The sequence below is a fragment of the Psychrobacter sp. AOP3-A1-26 genome (genome assembly GCF_052378235.1).
In the GTDB taxonomy this organism is placed as follows: domain Bacteria; phylum Pseudomonadota; class Gammaproteobacteria; order Pseudomonadales; family Moraxellaceae; genus Psychrobacter.
In genome coordinates, this window is sequence record NZ_JBQSXN010000139.1 from 1 (window position 1) to 3,712 (window position 3,712).

A 3,712-nucleotide genomic window follows, 5' to 3' on the forward strand; every position below is an offset into this window, starting at 1 on the left:
TGTTTACTACCTTATGCCACCCTACTACCTAATTGATGATTAAAGACCTTTAGAAGCTAATATGAGGGCAAATAGACGTATCTAATTCATTAGAAGTCTAATTCTTCTATGTTATCGGTATCTACTGATTGTTTGATTAAGTCATTTTTAACTGCGTCTTTATCCCTGTCTGATACATACCCTTTGTTGTAAGCATCAGCTTTGAGTTGGTCTAAATTACGCTTGGCTGCCATACTATCTTCAGCCATTGCTTCAAAAGCACTTTGCCAAATGATTTTACGTCTTACTTCAGCTTTACTAGCCTTTGATTTTTCAGCATCAATCAGCTTCCTAGCATTAGCCCTAGCTTTGACTAACTGGTCTGCTTTCTTTTCAGCCTTGAGTAATATCGACAGCTTGCGATTATCTTCATCATTTCTATTGTCTTTTTCACCCAGCAGGACAATAAGTTTCTGCGTATCATTAGGCGACTTAAAGCCCCTAAACCGTTTTACTAAATTATCAAGATACTCTTCATTATTATTAATATACTCTTCATTTGCATTAGCCATGCTCATTCCTTTTTTGCTGGTTGTTTTGTGGTTAGGTTGAGTTTATCATTAGGCGGTATGTTTGCATAGTTGTGGTGGTTGGTAGCCTTGTTGAGAAAACAAGGCACGGTTAGTAGTTTCTACTTTATTCCGCTTCGCTACATAAAATAAAAACACCGTGTCAAGGGTCTAACCCCTTTGAAATCCCCAGTCAGGGGCGACCCCCTAACAACCCCAAAAAAAGACAAAAGGTGAAACAATGGCAATCGGTAGGCTGAGTGTGGGAATTGGCAAAAAAGGTAAGGCAAGCCCTCACGCTAAATATATCGCTAGGGAAGGAAAATATGCTAAACCAAGTTACCACGAAGAGAAGTTAGAAAACACAGGTCATGGCAATATGCCCAAATGGGCAGAGCATAACCCTAATGATTTTTGGCAAATGGCAGATGAACACGAGAGAAAAAACGGCAGTACCTACCGTGAACACGTCATAGCCTTGCCTAGAGAATTAGACGAGTATGAACGCCACGAGTTAATCAAAGACTGGATAGCTCAAGAGATAGGCGAAAAACACGCCTACCAGTACGCCATTCATAACCCACCAGCCCTAGACGGTGGCGAACAGCCCCATGCTCATATTATGTTTAGCGAACGCACCATAGACGATGTGGAGCGTGACCCTGACCAATATTTTAAACGCTACAACAGCAAAAACCCCGAAAAAGGCGGAGCAAAAAAAGCAAACACGCCAAAATTTTCAGCAGAGCGCAAAGAAGAACTAAAGGCGATGCGTGACCGATGGGAGAAAACCTGTAACGCCCACTTGGAGCGAGCAGGGTACAGTTATCGCATTAGCATGAAGTCCTTGAAAGAGCAGGGCATAGAGAGAGAGCCAATAAATCTAACAATGAAACAGCTCAAAGAGCCTGAAATCAGGGAAGCGTACCAAGCAGTGCTAAAAGCAAAAGAAGAGGATTTTAAGGCTGAACTATGGGTATTGATGGAATTTGATGGTGAGTTTGAGGAAGAGATTAAACACCAGTTAGCACAGGCAGAAGCGCAAATAATAGCCGAGATAGAAGCGAAGCGTGACGCTCATGTGCTACAGGAAGCATTTTACCAAGAGCTAGCTGATACTGATAAGCACATAAACCCAGCACAGCAAAATGAAGTAGAAGAAAATATTGAAGACAGCTTGGATAACAGACAAAAAGTAGCACTTGAAGCCATGCGTAATGCAATTGATGAACGGTTTAAAGATTACCCTGCAAAACGCCAAGCCAAACATGACGCTTTAAATGAGAAAATTCCTGATATGGTAGCTGGTAAGTATGAGCTTACACCACCGACAATAACCGTACAGCCAACAGTTGAAGTAAAAACAAGGGATAAAGTAAGTCAGGATAAGGGCATAGACTTATAACACAAGGGAGATAAAACAATGAGTGATAACAAAGAAGAGAACGACTTAGTGCAAGACTGGATAGATAGGTCAGCACTGAACGCCATACAAATGAGCGAGGACGAGAATTACCGCCAGTTAGTAGCAGTCAGGGCAACCAATTGGGGCAAGGACATAACAGCGAAGTCCGACTTACGGATAAAACAATCACAAGCACCGCATTTAGAGATTTAACAGATAGAAGCGGGTCTTAATGGGAAACAGCCCCCATTCAGATCCGCTTCTATCTCAAACCGTTAAGCATACTGGTAATCATCATCTTTACCGTTTAAATATTCTCTAATAGGCTTTTTCTGACTAAACTTGCTAGGGTCTTTCTTAATCTCATTCACCATAAATTCAGTAAACAGCTTCCAGTCACGCCCAGCAGCACCAGTAGCTAAACCCGAATATGTGCTTATAAATTCTTTATGAAGAACAATGCGCTTCAGCTGCTTGTCTGTTAAGCCGTCAATGGTGAACATATCCGCAGTATTAGCATCACGCTCAATACCCACTTCTTTTTTATTTGTCTTCTTAGGCTTAAAAGTAAATTTAAAGCCAGTAATAACACGCCCATTTTTAATATTCTCATACTTAGCTGTAATGTCAGTATGCTCATTTATTTGGTTAAGAGCTGGCTCTAACACTCTGTTCTTAAAGTTGCTCATCGTCTTATATTGATTGTCTTCAACCCCCATCTTACGCCTGAAGTCTTGTAACTCAAACACTGGTGTTTTACCTGCAACTCTCCACTGTATCAGCAACTCATAAAGCCTTATGGCATAGCCACTATCAAGGTTAGCTACCTGCTCAATCTCATAGCTTGTAAAATTATTTTCTAGCCGAGTTATCAGCGGCACAACGTCAGCAGTAAAGCGCATGAAAACCGTACCAGTCGCTTCCTCGTAGCCTATTTTATCGACCCAGCGACAGTGAAATGACCTATCATTGCCATTCTTAGGGTTTTTATCGTGATATGTGACGTATCTATCAAACAAACCCTTGCTTGCATCTTTTATGACCCTGTAAGAACTTTTACTATCAACATCGAACTGGTCAGCATAGGCGTGTGCGTGAACTCTTAATAAGCTTGCATGGTCAATACCCTCACCTGTTTCTCTGGCTTTAAGGATAGCAAGCAACATTAATCTTTGTTCAGCTAATCCCAGCGTATAACTCGCTTGAATGAGCGCATTATCTTTAACTACTAATTCAGACACATCCATATCCTTTCCTTATTAAGATACATCGTAATATATTGCATTTTAATTACAATATCAAGTAATGTAATTAAAAACCGCCTAAACGTATTCGAATGACCGCCTAAACGTATTCGAATGACCGCCTAAACGTATTCGAATGACCGCCTAAACGTATTCGAATGGACTCTACAGCCCTTTATTATCAAGGTGTACATAGGGCTTAAAAGCATTTAAAAGCATTTAAAAGCATTAAAAGCCTTTTTGGTTGTGGATAACCAAGAAAACAAACAGAAGAAAAAAGAACAAAAAAGGATATAGAAAACTAAAATATTTTGCCTAATTGGTTCTCTTAAAATTAAACAAAGCAGGGTAAACCTATTCGAATGAAGCTACAAACCTTTATTATCAAGGGTTTCAGGACTATAAGACGAGGTTTACCTGACAGATAAAATCCAAGATTAACCAACAGTTAATTATCTAGTAATGATGATTGTATATTATCGTCATAAACGGCTCTATTTTGGCTCATATCGCTT

At 40.0% G+C, this 3,712-nt stretch carries 4 protein-coding genes; 2 read left to right on the plus strand and 2 right to left on the minus strand.

Annotation, left to right across the window (positions count from 1 at the left end):
* Positions 1 to 89: 89 nt before the first annotated feature.
* Positions 90 to 551, minus strand: coding sequence for a hypothetical protein (locus tag ACT3TU_RS13705; RefSeq protein WP_192520757.1), 462 nt, complete (start codon positions 549 to 551; stop codon positions 90 to 92).
* Positions 552 to 789: 238 nt separating this feature from the next.
* Between ACT3TU_RS13705 and ACT3TU_RS13710 the strand changes: the two genes are divergently transcribed.
* Together ACT3TU_RS13710 and ACT3TU_RS13715 are read left to right on the plus strand one after the other, a co-directional pair.
* Positions 790 to 1,953: a MobA/MobL family protein gene (locus ACT3TU_RS13710; protein WP_192520758.1), complete on the plus strand. Its 1,164-nt coding sequence runs from the start codon at positions 790 to 792 to the stop codon at positions 1,951 to 1,953.
* A gap of 18 nt (positions 1,954 to 1,971) precedes the next feature.
* Entirely contained in the window at positions 1,972 to 2,166 is a 195-nt protein-coding gene (locus ACT3TU_RS13715) for a hypothetical protein (RefSeq protein WP_192520759.1), read from the plus strand.
* 62 nt (positions 2,167 to 2,228) lie between these two features.
* On the opposite strand, the gene repM is transcribed toward ACT3TU_RS13715, so the two are convergent.
* Positions 2,229 to 3,194 carry a replication initiation protein RepM gene (gene repM, locus ACT3TU_RS13720; RefSeq protein WP_192520760.1) on the minus strand — a complete coding sequence of 322 codons (966 nt, stop codon included), beginning with the start codon at positions 3,192 to 3,194 and terminating at the stop codon, positions 2,229 to 2,231.
* Positions 3,195 to 3,712: the final 518 nt, after the last annotated feature.

Excerpts from the sequence above, each read along its gene's own strand:
- ACT3TU_RS13715 (WP_192520759.1), top strand. The coding sequence starts at position 1,972 with ATGAGTGATAACAAAGAAGAGAACGACTTAGTGCAAGACTGGATAGAT.
- ACT3TU_RS13710 (WP_192520758.1), top strand. The coding sequence starts at position 790 with ATGGCAATCGGTAGGCTGAGTGTGGGAATTGGCAAAAAAGGTAAGGCA.
- ACT3TU_RS13705 (WP_192520757.1), bottom strand. The coding sequence starts at position 551 with ATGGCTAATGCAAATGAAGAGTATATTAATAATAATGAAGAGTATCTT.